This window comes from Micromonospora sp. NPDC049004 (genome assembly GCF_040649315.1).
Taxonomy (GTDB): domain Bacteria; phylum Actinomycetota; class Actinomycetes; order Mycobacteriales; family Micromonosporaceae; genus Micromonospora.
In genome coordinates this window covers 660,953-686,783 of the sequence record NZ_JBEZFG010000001.1, presented here as the reverse complement: position 1 = coordinate 686,783, position 25,831 = coordinate 660,953, and the positions used below count along the sequence as shown (strand labels likewise).

Below are 25,831 nucleotides of genomic sequence, written 5' to 3'. Positions count from 1 at the left end.
TGCCTCTGCGGTATACCGCTCACCCGCCACAACCCCCCGGCAGGCCCGGGTGGGACCCGGTCAGGCCGGCACCAGGACGGCCTCGCGCAGCAGCCGGCGAGCCAGGGTGACCCGGTCGGCGTCGTCCGGCAGTCCGGGCAGGTCACCGACGCGGATCGCGGTGCCACCGAGCAACGCCCGGGTCGCCGGCTCGCAGTCGGCGGGCAGCGTGATCGTGCGGTCGAACAACCGCAGCGCCACCTGGCCGTCCCCGTGCGGCACGAGCTGCCAGCGCAGGCCAGGCCGCAGGGTGAGCCGGGAGTCCGCGTTCAGCGCGGCCACGGCCCCGGCCTGGGCGAGGGGGCGGATCGGCGCCGGTCGGGCGGCCGGCCAGGCGCGGTGGCGCAGTCGCGCCGCGACGGCGGCCGGGTCGGCGCGCAGCAGCCAGTCCCGCAGCGCCTCCACCGTCTCGGTCAGCTCCGGCTCGATGGCGTCGGGATCGGCCACGTCGGTGCCGAACGGCAGGCTCGCCCGCAGCCGCTGGTCCTCGGAGGCCAGCGCGAGCAGCTCCTCCACCAGGGCGTAGCGCGTCAGCGCGCGGATGCCCACGGTCAGGTGCAGCGAGCTGGCGTCCTGGGCCTGTGCGCTGTGCAGCCAGCCGCGCGGCAGGTAGAGGGCGTCGCCGGGGGCGAGCACCACGTCCAACGCCGCCTCGCCCTGCGCGGTGGCGGAGACCTCGTCGGCGCGGCCACCCCACGGCTGCTTCTCCAGCGGGTCGGGCAGCACCGGCGGGTGGATCCGCCAGTGCTTGCGGCCGTCGACCTGGAGCACGAACACGTCGTGGGTGTCGTAGTGGGTGGCGAAGCCCTGGCTGCCCGCCGGGGTCAGGTAGGCGTTGATCTGCAGCGGCTGGTTCAGCGCGAGGCCCAGGTCACGGGCGAAGTCGACAAGCGGCGGCCAGATCCGGTGCAGGCCCTGCAACACGAGGGTCGCGCCGGCGGCGTACTGCTCCAGGACCCGTTCGTCGAGCACCTGGTCGCCGATCTCCGCGCCGGCGCCGCCGCCGCCGGTCCACCGCGCCGCCGGGACGAGCTGGCCGTCCTTGGCGACCCGCAGGAAGGGGGTACGCAGACCGCGCCGGCTGAGCAGCTCGTCAGCGTCGGCGGGGCTGAACAGGTCGGTGAAGCCGGCCGGGTCGGGCAGCTCGGCGGCGCGGGACAGCAGCGGGGTGTGCCCCCAGTGCGCGGCGGCGAACTTGGCCGGCTCGACCGAGACACAGCGGGCCAGCGCCGCAGCGGCGCCCGCGAACGGAACCGCCGGGCGGCCGTGGCCGCCCGGCGGGTCGAGGTGCGTCATGACGGTCCGTTACCGGGCGCTGCCGTCAGCGCCGCCGTCCTGCTGGCCCGGGGTCGCGCCACCGTCGGCCGGACCCTCCGCGCCACCGTCAGCGCCGCCGTCCTGGTGACCCGGGGTCGCGCCGCCATCGGCCGGACCCTCCGCGCCACCGTCAGCGCCGCCGTCCTGCTGGCCCGGGGTCGCGCCGCCGTCGGCCGGACCCTCCGCGCCACCGTCAGCGCCGCCGTCCTGGTGACCCGGGGTCGCGCCACCGTCGGCCGGACCCTCCAGGCCGCCGCCGCCCGTGGTCTGCATGTCATCGTCGTTGAGTGCCATCGGTACTCCCTCGGGTGTGCCGCCCCGCCGTACGCCGGGGTCCGTCGTGCTGCGGGTGGTACCCCACGCGCGATCTTCTCTAACCCACACCGTAGACGCCGAACCGGGACGACACGGTCGGTTCGCGGGCGGCGGCGGTCGGTGTCAGGATGAGACGGTGATCCTGGTGGGCACGTCGGGCTGGCAGTACCGGGACTGGCGGGGCCGCTTCTACCCGCAGCGGCTGCCGCAGCGACTCTGGTTGGAGCACTTCGCGGCGGGCTTCGCCACCGTCGAGGTCAACAACGCCTTCTACCGGCTGCCGGCGCGGGAGACGTTCGCGGCGTGGCGGGCGCGGACACCTGCGGACTTCTGCGTGGCGGTGAAGATGAGCCGCTACCTCACCCACATCAAGCGTCTGCGGGACCCGGCCGAGCCGGTGGCCCGGTTCCTCGGCCGGGCCACGGCCCTCGGTGACCGGCTCGGGCCGGTGCTGCTGCAACTGCCACCGAACCTGCGGGCGGACGTCGACGCGCTCGACGCGACGCTGCGGCTGTTCCCGGCGCACGTGCGGGTCGCGGTCGAGCCGCGGCACCCGTCGTGGTGGACCGACGCGACCCGGGCAGTCCTGGAACGGCGGCGGGCCGCGCTGGTCTGGGCGGATCGCCTGGGTCGTCCGGTGGCGCCCCGCTGGCGGACCACCGACTTCGGTTACCTGCGGCTGCACGAGGGGCGGGCCCGGCCGTGGCCGCACTACGGGCGTACCGCGCTCGGCTCGTGGGCCCGCCGGCTCACCGACGCATTCGGTGCGGACGAGCCGGCGTACGTCTATTTCAACAACGACCCCGGCGGCGCGGCCGTCACCGACGCCGTCGCCTTCGCGGCGCTGGCCCGCGGGGCCGGTCATCAGGTGTCCCGGGTGCCGTCGGCCGCCGAGGCGGACACCTCCGAGCACTGAGCCCGCCCGACGGGTCGTCGGGCGGGCTCACGGCGGCGCGGCGTCACGGCATGAACGTGGCGAGATCCTTCGGCATGGTGTCCTTCACGTCCTGCCACTCACCCTGGGTGACGTGCCGACGCAGGGTGTCCAGCACGACCTGCGTCACCCGCTCCGCGCCGCCCTCGACGTCGTACGGGAAGCCCTGGCGGACCTCGTAGAGGAAGTCGTCGCGGTTGAGCTTGATCGGCACGTCGGACGGGTTCCAGCCGTCGAAGTAGATCCCGCGGACCAGCACCGGCAACTGCTGGGCGAACTCGACGCTCTCGTTGACCGCCAACCGGTCGCGCAGCAGGTGCAGCACGGTGCGCAGCGCCGCGTACGACTGGTTACGCCGCTCCTTCGGCCACCCGTAGGCGGCCTCGATGTCCTTGAGGATCAGGTTCGTCTTGTCCAGCGAACTTTCGAACGCGGAGATCATCGCGTCAGCCATCGGTCGACCCCCGTTCCGTGGTGTCCCACCGTCGGTCGTCGGCGCGTCGCGGCGGCCCCACCGGGCCACGGCGGGCCCGCACCGGGGTGCCCTGAGGCGCGCGCCGGGTATCGCCGGCTGTGCCCACGACGTGCAGGACGCCGCCGCGCCGTCGATCCGTCACCAGTCGAACCGTCATCCCCGTCACCTCCGTGTCGTCTGCGGCGTCGGCCGCTCCCGGGCGGCCGTACCCACCGTGTCCACCGTGCCGGTCGGGCGGGTGAGCCGGCCCCACCCGGATCGGGTGAGGTCAGCCCGCGTCGAGGAGACCCGCAAGCGTTGCCGCGTTGGTCTGGGCATAGTCCCGGTAACAGTTGTTCATGAGGACGTGGGTCTGCCCGGCGGAGTCGGCCAGCTCGCGCAGCTTCGGCGCCCAGTCGGCCAGCTCCCGCTTCGAGTAGTGGTAGCCGAACTTCTCGTGGATGTCCTTGCTGGTCCACTTGTCACTGTGGCCGTGAAAGCGCATCACCGCGAGGTCGCCGGTGGCGGCCAGCACCGGGGGCACCGACGAGCGGTGGCCCTGCGGCATGTCCACGCAGACGTACGACAGTCGGTGCTCGCGCAGGAAGGCGAGGGTCTCCTCGGCGTTGTCGCCGTCGAACCAGGACGCGTGGCGGAACTCGTAGACTCCTCGCAGCGGCGCGCAGCGCTTCGCCACCTCCAGCAGGTACTGCTTGTTGGCCCGCTTGATCGTGAACCAGGGCGGGAACTGGAACAGCAGCGCGCCGAGCTTGCCCGCCTCGACCAGCGGGTCCAGGGCGGACAGAAAACGCGTCCACACCTCCTCGTACGACTGCGCGGGCAGGTCGTCGGGGTAGACGTTCTTCTTGTCCGTCTCCGGTCGCAGGTCCTTGTAGAGCGCGCTGACCCGGGTGGGATGCCCGGTGAGCAGGCTGAACGCCTTGACGTTGAAGGTGAAGTCGGCCGGGGTGCGCTCGGCCCACAGCCGTGCGGTCGCCTCGGCGGGCGGTGAGTAGTAGGTCGCGTCGACCTCGACCAGCGGAAACTGCCGGGCGTAGTACGCCAGGCGCTTCTCCGGGTTGTCAGCGGTCTGGGGATACCAGCCCGAGTCGAGCAGTGTGCGGTCGGTCCAGGACGCGGTGCCCACCAGGATGTCACCCATGGCGCAAGTCCATCGTGCCGTGGACCGACCGGCAACCGCTGCCGTCGCTCAGGCCGCCCGCCGCTCGCGGGTCTGCTTGCAGGTCACGCAGGTGGTCGCGGCCGGGAAGATCTCCAGGCGTTCCACCGGGATCGCCGCCGAGCAGCCCTCACACCAACCGTACGTGCCCTCGGCGAGGCGGCCCAGGGCGTGCTCGTACTGAGTGCGCCGGTCGAGGATGGTCCGCAGCAGGGACTGCGCGGTGTCACGCTCGGCCGTCTTGGTGCCGCTGTCGGCCTGGTCGTCGCCGGCGGTGTCGCCGACCTCCACCAGCCGCAGCACCTGACTCTGCAGCACGGCCTGCTCGTACTCGGCGGTCAGCTCGTCGTAGCGCGCCTGCAGGGAGTGCCGGATCTGGTCGATCTCCGTCTGGGATCGGCCGGTACCGACCGTGTCGTGGACGAGCATCGCTGCCTGCCTTTCCTGGCCTGATGGCTCAAGGTGAACCGGGTGCCGGCGGCGTGGGCCCCGGTCAACGGTCGCATCCGGTACGCGGGCGGTCACCCGCGCTCTGTGAGCCGGGCGAGTACCCGCGGGGCGTGCCACGCAAACCGGCGAATTTCTCAGCTGTCGCCGGCCTGCACGAGCGCGGGGTGACGGGGATCGTCGGCGCGTACCACCACGTCGGCGAAGCTGGCGGGGACCACCTCGTCGGCGTAGCGGTCGAACGCCGGCAGGGTCCACTCGTCGGCCGGTTCGGTGCGGCGGCGCAGCGCCGCCGGGGACAGCTGAAGGTGGACTGTCACGTCGAAGGGCAGCGCCCCACCGAGCAGGAGCGCGCCGCTGACCAGGACCACGCCGCCGGGTGCCAGGTCGACGTACCGGGCGCGGCTGGCCCGGTCGGCGGTGGCGTCCCACAGCGACGGCAGCACCCGCCCGTCGCCGCCGGGGCCGGCCGGGTCGAGCACCTCGCGGCGCAGGCCGGCCTCGTCGTTCCAGCCCTCGTAGTAGGCGTCCGGGTTGGTGCGGCCAAGCTCGAAGCGCAGCGACGCGGGTCGGAGGAAGTCGGCGGCGCGGACGTGCAGGACCGGGCGGCCCCGGGCGCGCAGCGGGTCGACAAGCGCGGCGGCCAGCTCGTCCGGGCCGGCGGCGGGAGCGCCGTCGATCGCCACGCGCAGCCGGGCGGGCTCGACGGTGCGGGAGGCGTCGTCGAGCCGGTCGGTCAGTTCGGCGACGAGCCGGTCGGGCGAGATGGGACGGATACGCACCGAACCATCCTGCCCCGCGCCGCAGGGGCGGTCGTCGGACGGTCAGCCGGTGCGGTCGACTGTGACGCGGGCGTCGTCGGCCAGCCGGTAGCCGACGCCGTAGACGGTGGTGACCAGGGGAACGTCCACGCCGACCTTGCCGCGCAGCCGGCGTACGTGCACGTCGACGGTGCGGACGCCGGCGTGCTCGTAGCCCCAGACGGCGTTGAGCAGTTGCAGCCGGGTGAACACCCGGCGGGGGTGGGCGACCAGATGCAGCAGGAGGTCGAACTCCAGCCGGGTCAGCGGCAGCGGCTCGTCGTCGCGCAGCACCGACCGGGACGACGCGAGGATGTGCAGGGCGGGGATCGTCGGGGTGAGGGCTCGGGCGGGTGCCCGGTTGGCCGGCACCCCGTCGGCGCGACGCTCGGCCGGAACGGAGCTGGTGATCACGCCCTCGCCCCGCTCCAGCATCTCGCGCGCGGCTTCGAGCAGCCGCCGGGCCGGCGGGGTCAGCGACTCCTCACAGGCCAGCGGGATGGACAGCGTCACGGTGAGCATCGGCGCGGCGGTGTTCGCCGGGCGGCGTTGACCGCCGGGAGGTCGACCGGGCACCGCGGGTTGGGACGTATGCCATCCGGCGCGCGACGAGGCGGGGCTGACCGACATGGTCCTCCTTGGGCTGGTCCGGGTATCTCCCCACGGCCCGGGACGCCGCTTCATCGATGCTTCCCGGCACCCGGGCGAGGGTCAAGAGGCGGCTGCGTTGCATGAATGTGACAATTGACGAACACATCGGAGCCAGATGCTCGCTCTGCGTACGAAGCCAGATGATTACAGCAGAGCCGCCAGGATGCCCCGATACGGGGGTCCCCGTCCTGTTCACCATGCTGCCCTTCACGGTCGCCTGCGGACCGCCGCCCGAGTGCTGCTCAGCGGGTGTGGTCGACGCTGATCCGCGCCCCGTCGCCGAGCCGGTAACCCACCCCGTAGACGGTCGTGATCACCTCCGCCCCGGGCAGCTTGGCGCGCAGCCGCCGTACGTGCACGTCCACGGTGCGGGCCACGGCGTGTTCGTAGCCCCACACGTTCGACAGCAGCTGGAGGCGGGTGAAGACCCGGTGCGGGCGCTCGGCGAGAAAGAGCAGCAGGTCGTACTCGATGCGGGTCAGCGCGACCACCCGGTCGCCGCGGCGGACCACCCGCGAGCCGGCCAGGATGCGCACGTCGGTCCCGTCGGTGTCGTCGACGGGCAGCTCGGCGGCGGCGGGGCGCGGCAGCGGACGCGGCGTCGACGGCACGTCGTCGGCGGGCCGCAGCCGGCCCTCCCCGGCCTCGGCCAGCTCGCCGAGCAGCTGCACCAGCCGGGCCAACCGGGGGCTCACCGGCCCGGGGGCCAGGTCGAGGGTGATGGTCAGGGTCGGGCCGGTACGCGGGCGCACGGCGGCCCGGCCCGGGTGACCCGGCGAGTAGGGACGGGTGGGGATCGCGATGACGGACATCGTGCCTCCTGAGATGGCGGTACGCCCGCCACGCCCGGTGGGGCGTGGGGGTCAGCGGCGTGCCCGGCCGGCGGTGACCGGTGGCGCGAGGGGGGCTGCGCGGTGCAGCGGGGTGGGGCCGAGCGCCGGCAGGCCGGCGATGCGCCAGGCGGCGAACCCGCCGTCGACGTCGGTGGCCCGGTGCAGGCCGATGTCCTGCAACGCGGCGGCGGCCAGCGACGACGTGTAGCCCTCCTGGCAGATGATCACCACCGGCACGTCGTAGTCGACGGCCTCGGGCAGCCGGGCGGGACAACGCGGGTCGAAGCGCCACTCCAGCACGTTGCGCTCGACGGTGAGCGAGCCGGGCACGACGCCGTGCGCGGCGCGCTGGGCGGCGGGCCGGATGTCGACGAGCAACGCGCCGGCCCGGTGCGCGAGGTGCGCCCGCTCCGGGTCCAGTCGGTCGAGGCGGGCTCGCGCGGCGGCGAGGAGCTCGTCGATGCCCCGGGAACCCGGCGGTGGCACGGGTGCCGGACAGGGCGCTGCGGTGACCAGCATTGTCGATTCCTTCCGGTGACGAGAGGGCGGTGCGGACGGGAGGTTCACCAGGACCGGCCGGCCTCGGCGACCTCGGCGACCCGCAGGCGCCCGTCGAGCAGGTCGTAGCGGGTCATTCGGCGCAGCGCCGGCCGGTAGACGTGCACGCTTACCGCCGGCGCCGGGCCGCGGTTGGTGACCCGGTGGACGTGGCGGGGGCCGAAGCGGCGGGCGGCGCCGGCGGGCAGCAGCCGAGGGCGCAACGCCGCACGGCTGACCGTCTCCTCGGTGAGGGCGCCGGCGACCACCCGGAACGCGCCGGCGGAGCCGCCATGGTCGTGCAGGTCGGTGCCCTGGCCGGGCAGCCAGCTCAGGGCCCACACCTCGTGGTCGTCGGCGGTGGCGAGCCGGGCGTACCAGCGCTCGGTGGGATCGAAGCGCAGCGGGACCGGCCAGCCGGCCGGGTCGGCCCACCGGGCGGCGACGGCGAGCAGGTCGGGAGCCGGGCGAACGTGGGTCATCGGTGGTTCCTCAGCGGGTCGTTCGGCGGGGTGCCCCCGTACTCTAGCCGGCAAACCCTATAGGTTTAGTAGGTAATTCCACATGCCGGGAGACGAGCACGCCACCGCCTTGGCTCAGCGCAGAACCGGCGGGCCCACCCGGTAGCCGGGCAGCGACGGCCACCGCACGGTCAGCACCACCGAGGCGCGCTCCGCGTACCAGGAGTGATCCACTCCCCGGGCCCACACCACGTAGTCGCCGGGTTCGGCCAACCGGACCGTCCGGTCCGGCAGCTCCACCCGGAAGCACCCGTCGACCAGCACCAGCAGGGTGGTCCGACGCTCACCTGTCGCCCACCGCGCGCGGGCCTCCCCGGGTGGGTGCACGCCCCACTTCACCTCGACGTCGGTGCTGTGCCGGATCTCGTCCGGCGGCGCGAAGTGCCCGAGCAGCCAGCCACCGTTGCCGACGCCGTCGACGCCCGCGTTGCCCACGTAGACCGTCCCACCCATCGGACCCCTCCCCCACCGCGCCGGCCGAGCAACCTATCAGGACCTCGGCGACTACCCTGGACCGGTGACCGACGACCTTGACGCCGAGACCCTGGCGTTCGCGCACCGGATGTTCGACCTGGCCCGCGCGGGCTCCACCGAGGAGCTCGCCGCTCAGGTCGACGCCGGCCTGCCGGTCAACCTGACCAACGACAAGGGCGACACGCTGCTGATCCTGGCCGCCTACCACGCCCACCCCGACACGGTGGCCGCTCTGCTGGCCCGCGGCGCGGACCACACCCGCACCAACGACCGAGGTCAGACCGCGCTCGCCGCCGCCGTCTTTCGCAGCAGCACCGACGCAGTCCGCGCGCTGCTCGCCGCCGGGGCCGACCCGGCGCACGGCACCCCGTCGGCGGCCGAGACCGCGCAGTTCTTCGACCTGCCGGAGATGACCGCGCTGCTGCGGGCCGGCTGACGCGACCCCCGACGGGCCGGTATACAGGGTCGGTGGAAGATCCCCTGCCCGAACAGATGCGTGCCGCCGGCACCGCGCTGCTGGCCGCGCTCGACCCCGCGACCCGCATCGGCGCCGTGTACCCGTTCACCGACGACTCGGCCCGACGCTGGCTGGAATACCGGCCCCGCCCCCGCCCCGGCGTCTGCCTCGCCGAGCTCGACATCGCCGGGCGCAAGGCCGCGCACCGGCTGCTGGCCACCGCGCTCAGCCCCTCGGCGTACGCCCAGGCCATGGCGATCGTCGCGCTGGAGGAGGTCCTCGACCGGGCCGAGGGCTGGCGCCGCGGGCGGCACAGCGGCGACTACTGGGTCGCTGTGTTCGGTGACCCGGCCCGCGACGACCGCTGGGCGTGGCGGCTCGAAGGGCACCACCTGTCGGTGACCATGACCGTGGTCGACGACCAGGTCTCCCCCGCGCCGATCTTCTTCGGCGCCAACCCGGCGGCGGTGCGCCACGCCGGGCACGCCGTCTCCCGACCGCTCGGTGTCGAGGAGGACCTGGCCCGCGCCCTGCTCGACGCGCTCGGGCCGGCCGGGCGGGCCGCCGCGATCATCGCCGACGAGGCGCCGACGGACATCATCAGCGCCACCCGCGCGCGGGTCGACGGGCCTCTCGAACCGCTCGGCGTGCCGGCCGACCGGCTCGGCCCGACCGGCCGCGCGCTGCTCGACCAGGTCGTCGCGCTCTACCTGGACCGGCTGCCTCCCGAACTCGCCGTTCAGGAGGCGACCCGCGTCCAGGGCGGCCAGCTGCACTTCGCCTGGGCCGGCCCGACGAGGCCGGGCCAGCGGCACTACTACCGGGTGCAGGGCGACGACCTGCTGATCGAGTACGACAACACCAGCGACGACGGCAACCACGCGCACACAGTGCTCCGCCGCCCCGCCAGCGACTTCGGCGCCGACATCCTGGCCACCCACCGCCAGGCCCACCCCCACTGACCCGTACCCCCGGGGCGCGACGCCCCGGGGATACGTCAGGGTCACCGCGTGGCGGCGGGGCGGGTGGCCTCGATGAGGAAACGTCGGGCGTGGGCGACGAAGGCGCCCTCGGCGGTGATGCGCCGGTGCAGGGCGAGCAGTTCGGGGCGGTAGCGGTCCACAGTGAAACCCGGCACCGTCCAGACCACCTTGCGCAGGAACCAGACGACCGCCCCGATGTCGTGAAAGGCCGCGCGCAGCGTGGCCCGGCGCAGGTCGACCACCCGCAGCCCGGCGGCCTCGGCCGCGGCGACCGCTGCCTCCGGGTGCCGCCCGTCCGGCGGAGGCAGCGGGCCGAGGATCGCCTCGCTCAGCTCCCGCATGGTGCCCGGACCGATCTGCTGGGACAGGTACGTGCCGCCGGGGCGCAGCACCCGGGCCGTCTGGGCCCAGTCGGTGCGCACCGGGTGCCGGCTGACCACCAGGTCGAAGGACCCGTCCCGGAACGGCAGCGCCGAGTCGGGGGCGACCGCCACCACAGTCGCTCCGAGCGGGCGCAGGGTCCGCCGGGCGAGGTTCACGTTCGGCGGCCACGCCTCGGTCGCCACCAACACCTTCGGCGGGTACGGAATCCCGGCCAGCACCTCGCCGCCGCCGGTGTCCACGTCCAGCGCGGCGTCGGCGCGCGCCATCCGTTCGGCGATCAACCCGGCGTACCCCCAGGGTGGACGTTCCTCGGTGGCCCGACCGGCCAGCCAGTCGAAGCCCCAGCCGTCGACCGGCGCGGCGGCCGCCTCCGCGATCAACTCCTCGGCATCACGTTCGGCGCTCATGGCGGTCAGCCTCGCCGGCCGGCCGGACGGCGGGCAACCGATTTGCGGGCGCGTGCGCCCGGCCCGTCACGGGCGGGGACGGGCGACCTCGACGGTGCCACCCGCGAGGGTGTCCAGGCTGCCGGTGTCGGTCCGACCCGCGTCGAACTGGCGCATGAGCCGCGCGCCGAGGTGCACACCCATCGCACCGGCGGTCAGCGCGACCAGCTCGGTGGCCAGGATCGCGACCGTCGCGCCCCGGTCCGGCGAGTGGGCGCGCACCAGGCAGGTGACCAGGAACAGGCCCGCCATTGCCGCGTTCACCAGGTTGAAGGCGATGGCGGTGCGGCGGGTGCCGTCGACCGGCACGTCCCACAGGTCGACCATGCCCGCGACCGCCGTCATCGCGGCGGCGAACAGGGCGGCGACACCGGTCCAGTAGCCGACCTCACCGAGGAAGGCCGGCCCGCCGATGACGTCCGTGAGGTCGAAGACCGCGGCGCTGACGAAGAGCCCCAGCGGGAACGTCACCAGCATCGGTTGGATGGGATGCCCCTGCACCCGCAGCCGGCTCTGCATCGGTCCTCCCCAGGGTCGGCGCAGCTCACCAGTACCAGAGTGCTACCCGACCCCACGAGGCGCGAAACGACGCCGCCCGACTCGCCGCCGACCGGGAGAACGGGCACGGCGGCACCGCGCGGCGCGGGTCAGCTCTCGCGGGGGCGGGAGACCGTCCGGATGAGGCGTTCGGCCACCTCGCGCAGCGGGATGTCCAGGGACGAGGCGGCGGTCCGCAGCACGTCCAGGGCCTCGGCCGCTGGACAGCCGCGCTGCGTCATGATCACACCGATGGCCTGCCCGACGACACCGTCGTGCAGGAGCGAGGCGTCCCGCTCACCGGCGAGCGCCTGCTGGCGGCTCCGGTCCCGGACGGCGGCCAGCAGCAGGCCGGCGTGTTCGGCGAGCAGCATCGCTGTCAACTGGTGCTGCGGGGTGAGGACGTCGGGCGCGGCAGCGTACAGGTTGATCGCCCCGATGACCTGGTCGTCGATGTCCAGCGGGGCGGAGATGACCCCTCGGACGCCGAGGTCGCGGGCGCGCGGTGTCCAGGCCGGCCAGCGTGACTCGCCGGTCAGGTCGACCGCGAGGATCATCTCGCGACGCTGGATCGCGCTCATCGCCGGCGAGTCGGGCCCGTAACGCAGGTCGTCGAGGCAGGCCAGCCGCTCGTCGGAGGCGGCCACACTGGCCGGCTCGCCGGCCCGCAGCGCGGTGAAACCGCACCACCGCACCCCGGCCACCGCGTCGCGGGTGACCCGCACCAGCGCCAGCAGCGCCTCGTCGAAATCGGTCAACGCAATCAGGCCGGCGGTCAGCTCCCGCAACAGCGCGGCGGTCTCCAGCACACCGAGTCGCTCGACCACCGGTTCCCGCGTGTCCAGGTTCACCGTTCCACTGCCCTCGAACGCCCTCGCGTGCATCCCGCCGACGTCGTCACGTGTGCCATCGTCTGCTCTCTTCCGAGTTGACCGACCCGCCCTACTACCCTCGCAAACCGGGATCGAAACGGCGTAAGCAGGGGCCTCTGCCACACCGGGAGATGTGGCAGAGGCCCCTGACGGTCAGGTCAGCGCGACGCGCCGCTGAGCCGCCGCCCGATCGAGGCGATCAGCCGGTCGAGCTCGGAGCCGAACGGGTTGTCGTGCACCAGGTACGTCCAGGTGGCGGTCGGCCGGATCAGGGTGCCGTCCTCGGGCTCCCAATCCTCATCGAATTCGGTCTCGGTGAACGTGGCGATGGTGCGGGCCTCGATCTCCGGGACGAGGTTGTTGAACGCCGGCACCGCCGCCCGGTGGAACTCGTCCAGCGGGTCGAGCCGGCCCAGCGCACGCAGGTGCACGCCCTCGCGTACCTCCGACAGCTCGGCCAGGTGCTCGGCCCAGAGCCGGTCCAGGTGGAAGAGCGCGATCGACCGGGCCACCCGGGCGAGCAGGTCCTCGTCCATCTCGCCGGCCTTCTCGGGCACCTTGTCCAGCAGCATCAGCGCGGCCACGTCGCTGGTCAGCAGCCGCTCCCGGCGGGCGGCCAGGGCGATGCGCTGCTGCTCGATCACCACGCTGTAGCGCCAGGTGTTGCGGTGGATCTCGTGGTTGACGCCCTCGGCGACCCGCTGGGCATGCTCGACCGCGTAGTCGACCTGCTCGTCGGTGACGAGACCGTCCGCGTTCATCCGCGGCGACGGGGGCACCGCGTCGGCGGCGTGCCGCACGACCAGGTCGTCCTCCAGGCTGACGAAGAAGACCGAGCCACCCGGGTCACCCTGCCGGCCGGCGCGGCCCCGCAGCTGGTCGTCGACGCGGCGGCTGTCGTGCCGCCCGCTGCCGATCACGTAGAGGCCGCCCAGCTCGGCCACCCGGTCCCGGTCGGCCTGGTCGCTGCCGCCGAGCCGGATGTCGACGCCCCGGCCGGCCATCTGGGTGGAGACGGTCACCGCGCCGTACGCGCCGGCCTCGGCGATGATCGCCGCCTCCTCGTCGTCGTTCTTGGCGTTGAGCACCACGCAGGACACGCCCGCCGCGTTGAGCCCGGCGGCCAGCCCCTCGGACTCCTTGACGTCGAGGGTGCCGACCAGCACCGGCCGCCCCTTGGCGTGCCAGCGCTGGATCTCGTCGATCAGCGCCTCGTCCTTCTCGGCGCGGGTCGCGTAGATCCGGTCGGGCTCGTCCTCGCGGACGCACGGGGTGTTCGGCGGGATCACCGCGACCTCCAGGCCGAAGAACTCCCGCAACTGGTCGCCGACCAGCACCGCGGTGGCCGTCATGCCGCACACCTTCGGGTAGAGCGCGATGAACGCCTGCACGGCGATGGTGCCCAGCACCTCGCCCTCGGCGGTGGCGTCCAGGCCCTCCTTGGCCTCGACCGCCGCCTGCAGCCCGTCGGGCCAGCGGCGGCGCTGCGCCACCCGGCCGCGCATCTCGTCGATCAGCTCGACCGAGCCGTCCCGGACGATGTAGTCCACGTCACGGTGCAGCAGCGCCTGGGCGTGCAGCGCCACGTGAACGGCGGAGAGCTGCTCGACATGCTCCTCGTCGTACAGGTCGATGCCGAGCTTGGCTTCGACGGCGGCCAGGCCGGCGGAGGTGAAGGCCACGCTGCGCCCATCCTCGGCGACCGTGTAGTGCCGGCCCTTGCGCAGGCCGCGCACCAGCGCGGCGGCGGCGTGCACCGGATCCTGCTCGCCGGGCACCGCGCCGGCCAGGACCATCGGCACCCGGGCCTCGTCGATCATGATCGAGTCGGCCTCGTCGATGATCGCGGTGGCCAGGGCGGGCTGCACCCGGTCGGCCACGTCGGTCACCAACTGGTCGCGCAGGTAGTCGAAGCCCGCCTCGCTGACCGAGACGTAGGTGACGTCGCAGTTGTAGGCGTCGCGCCGCTCCTGCGGCGTGGACGCCTCGTTGACCCAGCCGACGGTCAGGCCGAGCAGCGTGTAGATGGGTTCCATCCACTGGGCGTCGCGGCGGGCCAGGTAGTCGTTGACGGTGAGCACGTGCACCGGCCCGTTGCCGAGCCGGACGTGCCCGTACGCGGCGACGGCGGCGGTGAGCGTCTTGCCCTCACCGGTGGCCATCTCGGCGACCTTGCCGGAGAGCAGCGACATCGCGCCGAGCAGCTGCACGTCGTACGGTCGCTGGTCGAGGCCCCGGCGGGCGGCCTCGCGGCCGACGGCGCAGATCTCCTCGTATCCAGCGGCGACGCCGGCGGCCTCGGTCAACTCGGCGTCGTCCAGCGCGGCGAGGTCATCCTCGCGCGCCTCGATCGCCGGCAGCAGCTTCTCCAGCGGAGCAAGATCCACGGTTGATCCCGGGCGCTGGAGGAACCGCCGGAACTTGCTCTTGAACCGTTGCGACACACCCATGAGCGGCAACGGTACGCGATTCCGGCCGCCTTGCGCGGCCCGGCCGGTCGGGTATCCGCCGGCATGTCGATTCCGCGTCGCCGCCGGCTCAGGCGACCAGCAGTTGGTGGGTGGCCAGCTCCCGGTAGAGCGGGTCGGTGGCGGTCAGCTCGGCGTGGGTGCCGACGGCCACCACCCGGCCCCCGTCGAGCACGACGATCTGGTCGGCGTCCACCACGGTGGCGAGTCGGTGCGCCACGATCAGCAGTGTCCGGCGGGCGGCCACCGCGTCGATGGCCCGGCGCAGCGCGGCCTCGTTGCGCGCGTCGAGGTTGCTGGTCGGCTCGTCGAGCAGCAGCACCGGAGGGCCGGCCAGCAGCGCCCGGCCGATGGCCAGCCGCTGCCGCTCACCACCGGAGAGCAGCACCCCGCCCTCGCCCACCTGCACGTCCAGCCCCTGCGGGGTGCGCTGGACCAGGTGGCTCAGGTTGACCTCGTCGAGGACCTCGCGCAGCCGGTCGTCGGTGGCGTCGGGTGTGGTGATCAGCAGGTTCTCGCGCAGCGTGCCGGCGAGCACGGGAGCCTCCTGCTCCACGTACCCGAGCCGGGCGCGCAGCGCGTCGCGGGGCAGCTCCCGCACATCGACCCCGTCGACGCGGACCGCGCCGGCGCTCACCTCGTAGAAGCGCTCGACCAGGGCCAGCAGCGTCGACTTGCCGGCGCCCGAGGGGCCGACCAGGGCGGTACGGGTGCCGGTCGGCACCGCGAAGCTGACGTCGTGCAGCACCGGCGTGCCGCCCGGGTAGCCGAACCCGACCCGGTCGAACTCGATCATCGGGGCGGGCCGGCGGGGGGTCGCGGTGGCGGTTCCGGCCGCCGGCGAGGGGTCCGCCGCGCCCTCCGCCGGCACGGCCAGGATCTCCTCGATCCGCTGCAACGCGCCCAGACCGGACTGCAACTGGGTGTACGCGCGCAGCACCTGGCCCAGCGGCAACGCCAGGAGGAACAGGTACATGACGAAGGCGACCAGGTCACCGACGGAGATCGCCCCGGCGGCGACGCGTGCCCCGCCGATCCCCAGCACCAGCAGGAACGCCCCCTGCACGGTGACCGAGCCGATCGGGCCGATCAGCGCCTGCACCCGGGCCACCCGCAGCCCCGCCGCGTACGCCTCGCGGGCACTGCCGGTGACGGTCTCCGTCTCCCGGCCCTCGGCGCGGCTGGCCCGGATGGTCCGGGCCGCCGAGATGGCCCGATCCACCGCCGAGGTCATCTCGCCGATCCGCTCCTGGGCGAGGCGGGCCAGCGCCCGGACCCGGCGGGCGAAGGTGGCGGCGAAGCCCAGCCCCAGCCCCACCCCGAGCAGGGTGACGCCGAACAGCAGCGGGTCGAGCAGCACCATCGCGGTGCCGGCGCCGACCACCATCACCGCACCGGTGACCGTCTCGAACAGCCCGGAGGTGACGACCGCCCGCAGCAGGGTGGTGTCCGAGCCCACACGGGAGAGCAGGTCGCCGGTGCGCCGCCTGTCGTACTCGGCGATGGGCAGCCGCAGCAGGTGACCGGCCAGCCGTCGGCGGGTGCTCAGCACCAGCCCCTCGGCGGTGCGTTGCAGCAGGTAGTCGCGCAGCCCGCCGATCGCCGCGCCGAGCACCACGAGCGCCACCAGCACCGCCACCAGGGCCGACACCGGGTCCTCGGCGCCGATCCGGTCGAGCACCGACCGGGTGAGCAGCGGCTGGGCCAGCGACGCCGCCGAGCCGAGCAGCGACAGCGCGCCCACCGCGACGAGGGTGCCGCGGTGCTCCCGCAGGTACGGCAGCAGCGCGGCCAGGCCGACCGGTCGGCTCGCGCGAGCGTCGCCGACCGGCCGGTCCTTCGAGTTGCTCATGGGGCGAACGGTAGCCGGCCGGTTCACGCCGCGACGGCTCCTCAGACCGCCAGGACCACCTGCAACTCCTGGCGGCGGCGCTCGGCCAGGTCGGTGAGCAGGGTGGGCGCCTCGTCGAACGGCACCACCGCCGAGACCAGGTGCTTGCGGATCACGTCACCGTGGGCCCGCAGCAGGTCGATGGTCTCGGCGGAGAGCCGTTCCCGGTCCCAGGTGGGCGCGAGCCCGCGCGGCACCCGCCCGATCTGGGCGCAGCGCAACGCCAGCCCGTTGTGGTGGAACTCCTCACCGAGGCGGACCGCGTCCGCGCCGCCCTGGTAGAAGGCCAGGTCGATCACGGTGCCCTGCGGGCGCAACACCCGCAGCGCGAGCTGCAACGCCCACGCCTGCCCCCGGCACTGGAACACGACGTCGGCGCCCCGGTCGCCGGCGGTGTGCGCCCACCGGGTCTTGAGCACCACGGCCGGGTCGTCCGCGTCCGGGTCGAGGGTTTCCAGGCCGAGCGCCTCGGCGACCTCGCGGCGGCGCGGGGTGGGGTCGAGTACCACCACCGAGGCGGCGCCGTGTCGCCGGGCCAGCAGGGCGGTCAGGAGACCCACCACGCCCGCGCCGACCACGGCGACCCGCCGGCCGCGTACGCCGTCGCCGAGCGAGCGGACGTCCGCGCCGTGCAGGTCGGCGGCGGCGTGCAGCAGGCCGTTGGCGCAGATCGGACCCATGTGCGCGACGTAGACGCCGAGCAGCGGGTCGAGGTCGGCGGGCAGCGGCACGAACCGCTCGGCGACCGGGTCGGCCAGCCAGCCCGTGCGGTGCCCGTAGGTCATCGCGCCGACGGCGCCGACCGGGACCGCCGCCGTGGCGCTCTCCACCACCCGACCGACCTGCATGTACCCCAGCCGGGTGACCGGGTACGGGGTGCTGGCCTCGCCGGGCTGAAAGAGCCCCAGGTCGGCGTTCCAGGTGACGTTCACATAGGGGTTCGTGCCCTTGACGTAGCTCAGCTCGGTGCCGGCGGAGACGCCGCTGAACAGCGTCTCGACGCGGAAGGTGCCGGGGCGCAGCGCCGCGGCCTCCTGCTCGACGAGCTCCACCCGACCGGGGGCGGTGACCGTGACCACCCGATCACGCATCGACGGTCACCCCGCTGGACAGCGCGACCGGCGCGGCGGGCGTGCCGAGCCGCACCGCCTGGCCGGTGCGGGCCGAGTCGGCCACCGCGAGGGCCAGGCGCTGGGTCCGCAGCGCTTCGGCGAACGGGACGCGGATGTCGTCGCCGACGCCGCGTACCGCGTCGACGAAGGCGCGGTCCACCGCCACCCGGGCGGCCTCCGGATCGGCGGGGACGTGTCGCTCGCCATCGGCGTCGCGGATCAGCAGACCGTCCTCGGTCAGCGCCAGGGCCAGCCCGTCGGCGAGGATCTCCAGCCCCGCCCGGTGCTTCCAACCCAGGACGCAGGCCGCGCTGAGCGTGCCGACCGCGCCGCTGGCGAAGCGCAGCGTGGCGGTGGTCACCGAGTCGATGTCGGCGCCCTCGACCGGTGGCGGCGTGCCGTTGCCGTACGCGGTGACCTCGGTGACCTCGCCGGCCAGCACCCGGATCAGGTCCAGCACGTGAGCGGCCTGCTCGACCACCGGGCCCCCGGAGCGGTCGCGGCGCGACCACCAGGCGACCGGCGGCACCTTGTCCAGCCAGGCGCCGCTGACCATCCGCACCGGACGGTCGGCGAGCAGCTCGCGGGCCTGGTCGAGCACGCTCAGATAGCGCCAGTGGTGCCCGACGGCGGTGCGCAGCCCACGCCGGGTGACGAGGTCGGCGATGCGCTCGGCGGTGACCAGGTCGACGGCGACGGGCTTCTCCACGAACATCGACACCCCGGCGTCGATCACCGCCTCCTCGGCGGGACCGTGCGCGAAGGGCGGCACGCAGACGTACACCGCGTCCGGGGCGGCGGCCAGCAGTTCCGCGACGTCGCGGAAGGTCCGCCCGCCGTGCTGCTCGGCCAGCGCGGACGCCGCATCTGGCATGACGTCGGTCACCCCGATGAGTTCGACGTCGTCGAACCCGGACAGCACCCGCGCATGGCGTTGTGCCACCCCGCCGGCTCCCACGAGACCCACCCGGCATACACCCATGCGACAACCTCTTTCGAAAACGTTTCGACTTCGGTGGGAGCAGTCCCCTGGGGTGTGCGCAATCAAACGTTCATCCCCCGGGAACGCCACGATGTCACCGTCGTGATCAAGCTGTTGCCCTGGGAACGGTTAGCGCGTGGTGGCGAGTGGGAACTAAAGACTCCGCTTGTTCCACGCACGAAACGGAGGGGTGCCCGTGCGGGATACGACCGTGTCACCGGTGGTGGAGGCGTGGGCCACGTACCGGACCACCTCGGCGGCGGACTGGCCGGCACGCCGGCTGCTGCGCGCCAAGGGAGAGAGCCGGGTCAGCGTGGTGCTGCCGGCACGTAACGAGGAGGCGACGGTCGGCGCGATCGTGTCGACCATCCGGGAACACCTGATGGACCGGGTCGCTCTCGTCGACGAACTGATCGTGGTGGATTCACGGTCGACCGACCGCACCGCGCAGGTGGCGCGCGCCGCCGGCGCGGAGGTCGTCAGCCAGGACGCGATGACCCGGGGTCTGCCCCGGCTCACCGGCAAGGGCGACGCGCTCTGGGCGGGGCTGGCCGCGGCCGAGGGCGACGTGGTGGCGTTCATCGACGCCGACCTGCGGGAGTTCCGTCCGCACTTCGTCAGCGGGCTGCTGGGGCCGCTGCTCACCGACCCGTCGGTGGACTTCGTGAAGGGCTTCTATCACCGGCCCCTGGTCGGTGCCGCGAGCGTGGAGCAGGACGGCGGCGGCCGGGTGACCGAGCTGATGGCCCGACCGCTGCTCAACCTCTTCTGGCCCGAGCTGGCCGGTTTCGTGCAGCCGCTCGCCGGTGAGTACGCCGCTCGCCGCGACGTGCTGGCCCAGGTGCCGTTCGTCTCCGGGTACGGCGTGGAGACGGCGATGATGATCGACCTGCTGGACCTGGTCGGCCTGGACGCGTTGGCGCAGGTCGACCTGGGCGAGCGCAAACACCGCCACCAGGACACGGCCGCGCTCGGTCGGATGTCCGCGCAGATCATGCTGACCGCCTGGTCCCGGCTGCAACGACGCGGCTGGGCCAGCCCCGGCATGATGCCGGAGGCGCTGCTCACGCAGTTCCGCCGGGGCGGGTCGGACACGCTGCCGAACCTCGACCGGGAGATCGTGGTCAGCGACGTGTCCATCGAGGAGCGCCCGCCGCTGGCCGAGCTGCGCCACCGGGTGCCCCGTCGACGGGTGGCCGCGGCGTGAGCGCCGAGGTACGGCCGTACCCGGCCGGTATGCGGGAGCGCGGCCGATGAGCCTCACCGTGCTGATGAACGCGGGCCCGTGGCTGTCGGTGCCCCCGCCCGGCTACGGCGGCATCGAGAACGTGATCGCCACCCTGGTGCCGGAGCTGCGGCGACTCGGCGTGCGGGTGGTGCTCGCCTCGGTGGACAGCAGCAGCCTGCCGGTGGACGAGAAGGTGTCGGTCTTCGCCGACGGGCAGTTCGCGGCGCTGCAGCGGCCGTACAACCAGGTCTGTGGGATCGCCCAGGCGCACCTGGCCGGCGTGGTCCGTGAGCTGCACTCCCGCGACGACATCGACCTGGTCCACGACCACGTGGAGGCGGTCGGGCTGGCCACCCTCACCGCGATGGGGCCGTCCGGGCCGCCGACCCTGCACACCCTGCACTGGGACCTCGCCAAGCACCCCGCGCTGTACGGCAGCCTGGACGGCGGCGACCGGGTCCGGGTCAACGGCGTCTCGGCGTCGCAGCTGGCCCGGGCGCCGTTGGCGCTGCGCGAGCACTCGGTGGGTCACGTGCACCTGTCCACGCCGCTCGCCGTGGACGCCGACCGCCGGCCCCGCCCGGAGAAGGGCGAGCACCTGCTCATCCTCGGTCGGATCAACCCGGGCAAGGGACAGGACGTGGGCGCGCGGCTCGCGCAGCGGATCGGCGTCCCGCTGGTGCTGGCCGGTCCCGTCGGCCCGTACCATCGCCCGGCCGACCTGGCGGCGGCGGGCGACGAGGCCCGGCAGAACCCGGACGTGCGGTTCTTCCTCGACGAGGTGGCCCCGCACGTCGACGGTGATCTGGTGCGCTGGATCGGCACCGTGGCCGGTCAGGAGCGTGACGACCTGCTGGCCAGCGCCCGCGCGTCGCTGTTCCCGCTGCGCTGGGAGGAGCCGGGCGGCACGGCGGTGGTCGAGTCGCTGGCCCTGGGCACGCCGGTGGTGGCCACCGCGCGGGGCTGCCTGCCGGAGTTGATCGAGCACGGTCGCACCGGCCTGCTCACCGCCGACGAGGACGAGCTGGGCGACCTCGTGCTGGCCGCCGACCTGCTCGACCCGGACGAGTGCCGGCGGGTGGCCGCGCAGCGGTTCACGCCAGCGGTGATGGCCGAGCGCTACGTCGAGCTGTACCAGCGGGTCCGCGAGCTCGCCACCGCGCCGCGCCTGCAGCCGGTCTGAGCGCGCCCGTTGCCGTCGGCGCGTTTGCCGCCGGCGGCAACGGGAAGGCGCACCACTCACGCCCGTCGCGCAGCGAGGAGCCGGTGATGGTCGGACCGATGGCGCACTCCCGGGCCCGGGCCAACCCGGCCGACGGCAAGCCGCCGGTACGCCGGGCGGCCAGCGCCGCGTCCGTGCTCTTCCTGCTGGTCGGCGTGCTCGGCTTCGTCCCGGGGATCACCAGCGGTACGGACAATCTGCGGTTCGCCGGGCACGGCTCGGGGGCGTTCCTGTTCGGCGCCTTCCAGGTGTCGGTGCTGCACAACCTCGTCCACCTGCTGTTCGGGGTGGCCGGCCTGGCGCTGGCGCGGACGACCAGCGGCGCCCGCACGTTCCTCATCGGCGGCGGCGCCGTCTACCTGGTGCTCTGGCTCTACGGCGTGGCGGTGGATCACGACACCGGTGCGAACGTCCTGCCGGTCAACGTCGCTGACGACTGGCTGCACCTCGGCCTCGGTCTGGGCCTGATCGCGCTGGGTCTGCTGACCGGCCGGGCACGCCGCTGACCTGCGCGTCGGGACGTGACGCGCGTCCTGAGACCGGCCGGTACGGTTTGGCGCCGCGGGGCCTCGGGTAGTGGGCAGATCCCGACCCGACCAGCGAATCGAGGGCCCGCCGATGCCCAGCCGGATCACCTGCGAGGTGCGCGAGACCGCACCGGTGGCGGTCGTCCAGCTCACCGGCGCCCTCGATCTGGGCACGATGCGGTCGGTGCACCAGGCACTGGACGGGGCCCTGGCCGCCCAGCCGGAGGCGCTGGTGGTCGACCTCGCGCGGGTGACCGTGCGGGACCGGCTGGCGCTGTCGGTGTTCGCGGCGACGGCCCGGCGGGCCGAGGAGTGGCCGGCCGTGCCGGTGGTGCTGTGCGCGCCGCCTCCGGCCGCCGCCCGCTGGCTGGCCGAGTCGACGACCTGCCGGGTGGTGCCGGTGTCGCCGGACTGCGCGGAGGCGACCCGGGTGGCCGGCGCGGCCGGCGCGCTGCGGATGCGGGCCCGGCTGGAGCCGGTCGCCGGGGCCTGCCGGCGGGCCCGGGAGCTGGTCGGCGACGCGTGCGCCCGGTGGAACCTGCCCGACGCGGCGGGCCCCGCAGCGCTGGTGCTCAGCGAGCTGGTCGGCAACGTGGTCCGGCACGCGGGCACCCCCATGCAGGTGACGGTGACCCTGCGCCGGCCGTACCTGCACCTGGCCGTGGTGGACGGCAGCCGGGTCGCCGCGCAGCCCGCCGGCCTGGACCTGCGGGCCGAGGGTGGCCGGGGGCTGCTGCTGGTCCGCGAGCTGGCGCAGCGGTGGGGCAGCGTGCCGGCGGGTCAGGGCAAGGCCGTCTGGGCGATGCTGCCGGCGACCTGAGCGCGCGGCCGGCTTCGACCGGTACCGGCGATCTGACCGAAATTACCGCTTAAGCCTGGTTACATGGTGCGAGGGTCGGGTAGGCACGCCCGTCCTTTCTGCCGTCACGACGGGGTGAGCAACCATGCCCAAGCGGGTAACCACGGAACCCGGTCGCGATCGGGGCCCGGCGATCCTGGCACCGGCCCGCTTCGGGGGCTTCCCCGGAGCCCTGCGGGCGCCGGTCCCCGGCAACTCGTTGATCAAGTTCCTCGCCACGACAGATCACAAGCAGATCGGTCTGCTGTATCTGCTGACCTCCTTCGCCTTCTTCGTGTTCGCCGGCCTGGAGGCGATGGTGATGCGGGCCGAACTGGCCCGCCCAGGTCTGCAGTTCCTGTCCTCGGAGCAGTACAACCAGCTCTTCACCTCGCACGGCGCGGTGATGCTGCTGCTGTTCGCCACGCCCGCCGCGTTCGGTTTCGGCAACTTCATCGTGCCGATCCAGATCGGCGCACCGGATGTGTCGTTCCCCCGCCTCAACGCGCTGGCCTACTGGCTGTACCTGTTCGGCGGGCTGATGGTGGTCGGCGGCTTCCTCACCCCGGGAGGTTCGGCGGACTTCGGCTGGACCGCGTACAGCCCGCTCAGCGACGTGGACAACAGCCCCGGGGTGGGCGCGAACATGTGGGTGCTCGGCCTGGTGGTCTCCGGGCTCGGCACCATCCTCGGCGCGGTCAACCTGATCACCACGGTCCTGACCCTGCGCGCGCCCGGCATGACCATGTTCCGGATGCCGATCTTCACGTGGAACATGCTGTTCACCAGCGTGCTGGTGATCCTGGTGTTCCCGCTGCTGGCCGCCGCGCTCCTCGCGCTCACGGCGGACCGATTACTCAACGCGCACGTGTACGACGCGGCCACCGGCGGGCCGATGCTCTGGCAGCATCTCTTCTGGTTCTTCGGACACCCCGAGGTCTACATCATCGCGCTGCCGTTCTTCGGCATCATCACCGAGATCATCCCGGTCTTCTCCCGCAAGCCGATCTTCGGCTACACCGGGCTGGTGCTGGCCACCATCGCGATCACCGTGCTGTCCATGACGGTCTGGGCGCACCACATGTTCGCCACCGGCCAGGTGCTGCTGCCGTTCTTCAGCATCCTGAGCTACCTGATCGCGGTGCCCACCGGCGTGAAGTTCTTCAACTGGATCGGCACCATGTGGAAGGGCCAGCTCACCTTCGAAACGCCCATGCTCTTCGCCATCGGCTTCCTGGTCACCTTCCTGCTCGGCGGCCTCACCGGGGTGCTGCTGGCCAGTCCCCCGGTCGACTGGCACACCACCGACAGCTACTTCGTGGTGGCGCACTTCCACTACGTGGTGTTCGGCACCGTGGTCTTCGCGCTCTTCGGCGGCTTCTACTTCTGGTGGCCGAAGATGACGGGCCGGCTGCTCGACGAGCGGCTCGGCAAGGCGCACTTCTGGACGATGTTCGTCGGCTTCCACGGCACCTTCCTGGTGCACCATTGGCTGGGCAACGAGGGCATGCCCCGCCGGTACGCCGACTACCTGCCCACCGACGGCTTCACCACCCTGAACACCGTCTCCACGATCTTCTCGTTCATCCTCGGCGTGTCGACCCTGTTCTTCATCTACAACGCGTGGAAGTCCTGGCGGTACGGGGCGATCGTGACGGTGGACGACCCGTGGGGCTTCGGCAACTCCCTCGAATGGGCCACCAGCTGCCCGCCGCCGCTGCGCAACTTCGACCAGATGCCACGGATCCGCTCCGAGCGTCCGGCGTTCGACCTGAAGTACGGCCCGCTCGTCGCCGACCTGGGCCGGGACCTGCCGCAGCGCACCACGAAGCCGCCGCAGCAGTTCGCCGACGAGCTGCACATGGAGCACCACAGGCCCGAGTCACCCGCCGCCGAGGGAGCGCACGGCGCCCGGGACGCGGTCGCGTACCAGCCCGCGCCGGAGTCCGGCGCCCGCCCGGTGGACGTGCCGGAGCCCGAAGGCGTGCGCCGGCCGAGCTTCGAGGAGAGTGACGCGCCCAAGGACGCCGAGGACGCGCCGAAGCCGCACGAACGCTGGCGGCACCCGCACAGCGACGGCGAGACCGAGGACCGCTGACCCGCGTACCCGGCCAGGGGCCCACACCACCGGCGGGTGGTGTGGGCCCCTTCCTCGTGTGCGTACGTGCCGGCCGGTCAGTCCCGGGCGGGCGCCAGGCCGGCGGCGGTGAGCGAGCGACGCACCGCGGGCTGCACCCGGGTCAGCCGCAGCGGCACGCCGGTGCGCTCGGCCGCCTCGTGTCCCGCCATCAGCGCGGCGATTCCGCCGGCGTCGAAGCCACCCGCGCCGACCAGGTCGACGACGACCTCGCTCGGTTGGCCGTTGACGGCCTCCAGCATCGCGCGGCGCAACTGGTCCGCGCCGTCCCGGTCCACCTCGCCGCCGACCTCGACGACGACCCCGTCGCCGTTCTGCCGCACCGAGATGCGGGTCTTGCCCGGGTCCGGTTCGGCGGCGCCGTTCTGCCAGGGCGGTGGCGCGTCGGCGAGCATGGCCTGCCGCAGCCAGGTCAGCGCCCGCGACAGCAGCCGGGAGACGTGCATCTGCGAGATGCCGAACCGGGCGGCGATCTCCGCCTGGGTCTGGTTGCCGTAGAAGCGCATGGCGAGGATGCGGCGTTCGCGCCAGGGCAGCCGGTGCAGCAGGCCGCTCACCGTCACCCGGTCGTCGACCGATTCCAGCGCGTTGTCCGACTCGCCGACCAGGTCACCGAACTCCGCGGAACTCTCCCCGCCGACCGGCGCGTTCAGTGACGCCGGGCTGTAGCCGGCCGCCGACTCCAGCGCCGCGAGGATCTCCTCCTGCGGCGTCTCCAAGCGGGCCGACAGCTCGGCCACCGACGGCGCCCGGGACAGCTCGCTGGTCAGCGCGGCGGTGGCCTGGCCCACCTCCAGGATCAGGTCGCGCAGCCGCCGGGGCACGTGCACGCCCCAGGTGCGGTCCCGGAAGTGCCGTTTGATCTCCCCGACGATGGTGATCGCCGCGTACGCGGTGAACGAACCCCGTTCCGGGTCGTACCGGTCGACGGCGTTGACCAGCCCGAGGCGGGCCACCTGCTCCAGGTCCTCCAGCGGCTCCCCCCGGCCGCGGTACCGGCGGGCCAGTCGCCCGGCGAACGGCAGCGCGAAGCGCACCAGGTCGTCGCGCGCCTCCCCCCGCCGCTCCGGCGGCAGCCCCTCGATCCGGGCCGCGTACGCCAGCGCCGCCGCGTCCAGGTCCTCCAGACCACGCTCGGTGGGTGGTGGTGTGGTCGTGGTCGTGCTCGTCTGTCCGAACATCCGCGCCTCCCTCAGGAAGGTCCCCCGCCCGGATCGGGAAACCGGTCGTGCGCGTGGTCGGGCC

27 protein-coding genes are annotated in these 25,831 nt (G+C 73.5%); 8 read left to right on the top strand and 19 right to left on the bottom strand.

Features of this window, described 5'->3' with window-relative positions; translation table 11 throughout:
• Positions 1–60 precede the first annotated feature (60 nt).
• Both AB0B97_RS03030 and AB0B97_RS03025 read right to left on the bottom strand, forming a co-directional pair.
• Positions 61–1,335 (bottom strand): cupin domain-containing protein, encoded by a 1,275-nt coding sequence (locus tag AB0B97_RS03030; RefSeq protein WP_234583594.1) that lies wholly within the window; start codon positions 1,333–1,335, stop codon positions 61–63.
• A 9-nt stretch (positions 1,336–1,344) separates the two neighbouring features.
• The gene (locus tag AB0B97_RS03025) at positions 1,345–1,650 is read right to left on the bottom strand and encodes a hypothetical protein (protein ID WP_234583596.1); all 306 of its coding nucleotides are present in this window, start codon (positions 1,648–1,650) and stop codon (positions 1,345–1,347) included.
• A 157-nt stretch (positions 1,651–1,807) separates the two neighbouring features.
• Between AB0B97_RS03025 and AB0B97_RS03020 the strand changes: the two genes are divergently transcribed.
• A complete protein-coding gene (locus AB0B97_RS03020) occupies positions 1,808–2,587 on the top strand; it encodes a DUF72 domain-containing protein (RefSeq protein ID WP_357490172.1) in 780 nt (259 codons plus the stop codon).
• Positions 2,588–2,630: 43 nt separating this feature from the next.
• Here the strand turns inward: AB0B97_RS03020 and AB0B97_RS03015 are convergent, their stop codons facing one another.
• The 9 genes from AB0B97_RS03015 to AB0B97_RS02975 form a co-directional block, all read right to left on the bottom strand.
• A complete protein-coding gene (locus AB0B97_RS03015; protein WP_234583599.1) occupies positions 2,631–3,059 on the bottom strand; it encodes a DUF2267 domain-containing protein in 429 nt (142 codons plus the stop codon).
• Positions 3,060–3,348: 289 nt separating this feature from the next.
• Positions 3,349–4,221: a DUF72 domain-containing protein gene (locus AB0B97_RS03010; protein ID WP_234583600.1), complete on the bottom strand. Its 873-nt coding sequence runs from the start codon at positions 4,219–4,221 to the stop codon at positions 3,349–3,351.
• A gap of 48 nt (positions 4,222–4,269) precedes the next feature.
• Complete coding sequence (locus AB0B97_RS03005) at positions 4,270–4,668, bottom strand: TraR/DksA C4-type zinc finger protein (protein WP_007459738.1); 399 nt, start codon at positions 4,666–4,668, stop codon at positions 4,270–4,272.
• 155 nt (positions 4,669–4,823) lie between these two features.
• Positions 4,824–5,468, bottom strand: coding sequence for a uridine kinase (locus tag AB0B97_RS03000; protein WP_234583601.1), 645 nt, complete (start codon positions 5,466–5,468; stop codon positions 4,824–4,826).
• A gap of 42 nt (positions 5,469–5,510) precedes the next feature.
• Complete coding sequence (locus AB0B97_RS02995; protein ID WP_234583602.1) at positions 5,511–6,116, bottom strand: winged helix-turn-helix domain-containing protein; 606 nt, start codon at positions 6,114–6,116, stop codon at positions 5,511–5,513.
• A 263-nt stretch (positions 6,117–6,379) separates the two neighbouring features.
• Positions 6,380–6,949 (bottom strand): winged helix-turn-helix domain-containing protein, encoded by a 570-nt coding sequence (locus AB0B97_RS02990; RefSeq protein ID WP_357490168.1) that lies wholly within the window; start codon positions 6,947–6,949, stop codon positions 6,380–6,382.
• Positions 6,950–7,000: 51 nt separating this feature from the next.
• Entirely contained in the window at positions 7,001–7,489 is a 489-nt protein-coding gene (locus AB0B97_RS02985) for a rhodanese-like domain-containing protein (protein WP_234583604.1), read from the bottom strand.
• A gap of 44 nt (positions 7,490–7,533) precedes the next feature.
• Positions 7,534–7,989 carry a cysteine dioxygenase family protein gene (locus AB0B97_RS02980; RefSeq protein WP_234583605.1) on the bottom strand — a complete coding sequence of 152 codons (456 nt, stop codon included), beginning with the start codon at positions 7,987–7,989 and terminating at the stop codon, positions 7,534–7,536.
• A gap of 114 nt (positions 7,990–8,103) precedes the next feature.
• Positions 8,104–8,481, bottom strand: a complete 378-nt coding sequence (locus AB0B97_RS02975; RefSeq protein ID WP_357490166.1) for a signal peptidase I — start codon at positions 8,479–8,481, stop codon at positions 8,104–8,106.
• Positions 8,482–8,545: 64 nt separating this feature from the next.
• Between AB0B97_RS02975 and AB0B97_RS02970 the strand changes: the two genes are divergently transcribed.
• Positions 8,546–8,938 carry an ankyrin repeat domain-containing protein gene (locus tag AB0B97_RS02970; RefSeq protein WP_357490164.1) on the top strand — a complete coding sequence of 131 codons (393 nt, stop codon included), beginning with the start codon at positions 8,546–8,548 and terminating at the stop codon, positions 8,936–8,938.
• Positions 8,939–8,970: 32 nt separating this feature from the next.
• Positions 8,971–9,921: a DUF3500 domain-containing protein gene (locus AB0B97_RS02965; protein WP_234583609.1), complete on the top strand. Its 951-nt coding sequence runs from the start codon at positions 8,971–8,973 to the stop codon at positions 9,919–9,921.
• Positions 9,922–9,962: 41 nt separating this feature from the next.
• Here AB0B97_RS02965 and AB0B97_RS02960 read toward each other — a convergent pair whose 3' ends face one another.
• The 7 genes from AB0B97_RS02960 to AB0B97_RS02930 all read right to left on the bottom strand — a co-directional run bounded on the left by AB0B97_RS02960 (position 9,963) and on the right by AB0B97_RS02930 (position 18,634).
• Positions 9,963–10,733: a class I SAM-dependent methyltransferase gene (locus tag AB0B97_RS02960; protein ID WP_357490162.1), complete on the bottom strand. Its 771-nt coding sequence runs from the start codon at positions 10,731–10,733 to the stop codon at positions 9,963–9,965.
• A gap of 66 nt (positions 10,734–10,799) precedes the next feature.
• On the bottom strand, positions 10,800–11,291 hold the full coding sequence (locus tag AB0B97_RS02955) for a DUF2231 domain-containing protein (protein ID WP_357490160.1): 492 nt from the start codon (positions 11,289–11,291) through the stop codon (positions 10,800–10,802).
• Positions 11,292–11,419: 128 nt separating this feature from the next.
• Complete coding sequence (locus AB0B97_RS02950) at positions 11,420–12,160, bottom strand: GAF and ANTAR domain-containing protein (RefSeq protein ID WP_357490159.1); 741 nt, start codon at positions 12,158–12,160, stop codon at positions 11,420–11,422.
• 179 nt (positions 12,161–12,339) lie between these two features.
• Entirely contained in the window at positions 12,340–14,631 is a 2,292-nt protein-coding gene (secA2, locus tag AB0B97_RS02945) for an accessory Sec system translocase SecA2 (RefSeq protein ID WP_234583616.1), read from the bottom strand.
• Positions 14,632–14,719: 88 nt separating this feature from the next.
• Complete coding sequence (locus AB0B97_RS02940; RefSeq protein ID WP_357490157.1) at positions 14,720–16,501, bottom strand: ABC transporter ATP-binding protein; 1,782 nt, start codon at positions 16,499–16,501, stop codon at positions 14,720–14,722.
• A gap of 41 nt (positions 16,502–16,542) precedes the next feature.
• Positions 16,543–17,631: a zinc-binding alcohol dehydrogenase gene (locus AB0B97_RS02935; RefSeq protein WP_357490155.1), complete on the bottom strand. Its 1,089-nt coding sequence runs from the start codon at positions 17,629–17,631 to the stop codon at positions 16,543–16,545.
• A complete protein-coding gene (locus tag AB0B97_RS02930) occupies positions 17,624–18,634 on the bottom strand; it encodes a Gfo/Idh/MocA family oxidoreductase (protein WP_357490154.1) in 1,011 nt (336 codons plus the stop codon). The genes AB0B97_RS02935 and AB0B97_RS02930 overlap by 8 nt, the downstream gene beginning before the upstream one ends.
• A gap of 223 nt (positions 18,635–18,857) precedes the next feature.
• On the opposite strand from AB0B97_RS02930, the gene AB0B97_RS02925 reads away from it, so the two are divergent.
• From AB0B97_RS02925 to ctaD, 5 genes are all read left to right on the top strand, one after another.
• Positions 18,858–19,841, top strand: a complete 984-nt coding sequence (locus tag AB0B97_RS02925) for a glucosyl-3-phosphoglycerate synthase (RefSeq protein ID WP_357490607.1) — start codon at positions 18,858–18,860, stop codon at positions 19,839–19,841.
• Between the two features lie 46 nt (positions 19,842–19,887).
• On the top strand, positions 19,888–21,045 hold the full coding sequence (locus AB0B97_RS02920; protein WP_357490153.1) for a glycosyltransferase: 1,158 nt from the start codon (positions 19,888–19,890) through the stop codon (positions 21,043–21,045).
• Positions 21,046–21,143: 98 nt separating this feature from the next.
• Positions 21,144–21,590 (top strand): DUF4383 domain-containing protein, encoded by a 447-nt coding sequence (locus AB0B97_RS02915; RefSeq protein ID WP_234583699.1) that lies wholly within the window; start codon positions 21,144–21,146, stop codon positions 21,588–21,590.
• A 112-nt stretch (positions 21,591–21,702) separates the two neighbouring features.
• Positions 21,703–22,431 (top strand): STAS domain-containing protein, encoded by a 729-nt coding sequence (locus AB0B97_RS02910; RefSeq protein WP_357490151.1) that lies wholly within the window; start codon positions 21,703–21,705, stop codon positions 22,429–22,431.
• Between the two features lie 124 nt (positions 22,432–22,555).
• Complete coding sequence (gene ctaD, locus AB0B97_RS02905; protein WP_357490150.1) at positions 22,556–24,547, top strand: cytochrome c oxidase subunit I; 1,992 nt, start codon at positions 22,556–22,558, stop codon at positions 24,545–24,547.
• Between the two features lie 77 nt (positions 24,548–24,624).
• Here the strand turns inward: ctaD and AB0B97_RS02900 are convergent, their stop codons facing one another.
• Positions 24,625–25,767 (bottom strand): SigB/SigF/SigG family RNA polymerase sigma factor, encoded by a 1,143-nt coding sequence (locus AB0B97_RS02900; protein WP_234583626.1) that lies wholly within the window; start codon positions 25,765–25,767, stop codon positions 24,625–24,627.
• Between the last annotated feature and the right edge of the window lie 64 nt (positions 25,768–25,831).

Excerpts from the sequence above, each read along its gene's own strand:
- AB0B97_RS02930 (WP_357490154.1), bottom strand. The coding sequence starts at position 18,634 with ATGGGTGTATGCCGGGTGGGTCTCGTGGGAGCCGGCGGGGTGGCACAA.
- AB0B97_RS02915 (WP_234583699.1), top strand. The coding sequence starts at position 21,144 with ATGGCGCACTCCCGGGCCCGGGCCAACCCGGCCGACGGCAAGCCGCCG.
- AB0B97_RS03010 (WP_234583600.1), bottom strand. The coding sequence starts at position 4,221 with ATGGGTGACATCCTGGTGGGCACCGCGTCCTGGACCGACCGCACACTG.
- AB0B97_RS02975 (WP_357490166.1), bottom strand. The coding sequence starts at position 8,481 with ATGGGTGGGACGGTCTACGTGGGCAACGCGGGCGTCGACGGCGTCGGC.
- AB0B97_RS02980 (WP_234583605.1), bottom strand. The coding sequence starts at position 7,989 with ATGACCCACGTTCGCCCGGCTCCCGACCTGCTCGCCGTCGCCGCCCGG.
- AB0B97_RS02990 (WP_357490168.1), bottom strand. The coding sequence starts at position 6,949 with ATGTCCGTCATCGCGATCCCCACCCGTCCCTACTCGCCGGGTCACCCG.
- ctaD (WP_357490150.1), top strand. The coding sequence starts at position 22,556 with ATGCCCAAGCGGGTAACCACGGAACCCGGTCGCGATCGGGGCCCGGCG.
- AB0B97_RS02955 (WP_357490160.1), bottom strand. The coding sequence starts at position 11,291 with ATGCAGAGCCGGCTGCGGGTGCAGGGGCATCCCATCCAACCGATGCTG.
- AB0B97_RS02935 (WP_357490155.1), bottom strand. The coding sequence starts at position 17,631 with ATGCGTGATCGGGTGGTCACGGTCACCGCCCCCGGTCGGGTGGAGCTC.
- AB0B97_RS02940 (WP_357490157.1), bottom strand. The coding sequence starts at position 16,501 with ATGAGCAACTCGAAGGACCGGCCGGTCGGCGACGCTCGCGCGAGCCGA.
- AB0B97_RS02900 (WP_234583626.1), bottom strand. The coding sequence starts at position 25,767 with ATGTTCGGACAGACGAGCACGACCACGACCACACCACCACCCACCGAG.
- AB0B97_RS03015 (WP_234583599.1), bottom strand. The coding sequence starts at position 3,059 with ATGGCTGACGCGATGATCTCCGCGTTCGAAAGTTCGCTGGACAAGACG.
- AB0B97_RS02920 (WP_357490153.1), top strand. The coding sequence starts at position 19,888 with ATGAGCCTCACCGTGCTGATGAACGCGGGCCCGTGGCTGTCGGTGCCC.
- AB0B97_RS03005 (WP_007459738.1), bottom strand. The coding sequence starts at position 4,668 with ATGCTCGTCCACGACACGGTCGGTACCGGCCGATCCCAGACGGAGATC.
- AB0B97_RS03030 (WP_234583594.1), bottom strand. The coding sequence starts at position 1,335 with ATGACGCACCTCGACCCGCCGGGCGGCCACGGCCGCCCGGCGGTTCCG.
- AB0B97_RS02995 (WP_234583602.1), bottom strand. The coding sequence starts at position 6,116 with ATGTCGGTCAGCCCCGCCTCGTCGCGCGCCGGATGGCATACGTCCCAA.
- AB0B97_RS02960 (WP_357490162.1), bottom strand. The coding sequence starts at position 10,733 with ATGAGCGCCGAACGTGATGCCGAGGAGTTGATCGCGGAGGCGGCCGCC.
- AB0B97_RS03025 (WP_234583596.1), bottom strand. The coding sequence starts at position 1,650 with ATGGCACTCAACGACGATGACATGCAGACCACGGGCGGCGGCGGCCTG.
- AB0B97_RS02985 (WP_234583604.1), bottom strand. The coding sequence starts at position 7,489 with ATGCTGGTCACCGCAGCGCCCTGTCCGGCACCCGTGCCACCGCCGGGT.
- secA2 (WP_234583616.1), bottom strand. The coding sequence starts at position 14,631 with ATGGGTGTGTCGCAACGGTTCAAGAGCAAGTTCCGGCGGTTCCTCCAG.
- AB0B97_RS02910 (WP_357490151.1), top strand. The coding sequence starts at position 21,703 with ATGCCCAGCCGGATCACCTGCGAGGTGCGCGAGACCGCACCGGTGGCG.